Annotated in this window: 1 pseudogene; it reads left to right on the forward strand. The window is 67.0% G+C overall.

Annotation, left to right across the window (positions count from 1 at the left end):
• Positions 1-558 (forward strand): annotated as a pseudogene (locus MOV80_RS23300) (hypothetical protein); the annotation flags it as partial.

A 558-nucleotide genomic window follows, 5' to 3' on the forward strand; every position in this document is an offset into this window, starting at 1 on the left:
ACCGCGCTGAAGGCCGGCGTGGCGCCGGCCCTGATCGTCGACGCCCAGCGCGACGCGGTGACCCGGATCGAGCACGACGCACAGGGACGTCAAACCGCGATTACCGATGCCGAGGGCGGCGTCGAGAAGATGGCGTACGACGCTTTCGGCAACAAGACCGCCTACACCAACCAACTGGGGGGCGGCTACCACTACCTCTACGACACGCAAGGCCGGGTGCTCAAAGAGACCAGTCCGTCGGGCATCGTCAAACGCTTCGAATACGACGGCTTCGGCAACCGCACCCTGCAAGTGGAAGCCGAGGGCAAGCCGGAACAGCGCACCACCCGCTACCAGTACGACGCCAACAACCGGCTGACCCGCCAGACCGGCGACGCGGTGCCGATCTACACCCTGGACGGCGGCGAAGCCACGGTCAGCCCCAGCCAAAGCTGGCGCTACGACGCCGCCGGCCGGCAGATCGAATTCACCGACGCCAACGGCAAGATCACCCGCAGCCGCTACGACGCGCTGGGCCGTAAAGTGGCGGAGCGCAACGGCGACGGCGTGTTGAGCGAA

The organism is Chromobacterium sp. IRSSSOUMB001 (assembly GCF_023507765.1).
Lineage (GTDB): Bacteria > Pseudomonadota > Gammaproteobacteria > Burkholderiales > Chromobacteriaceae > Chromobacterium > Chromobacterium haemolyticum.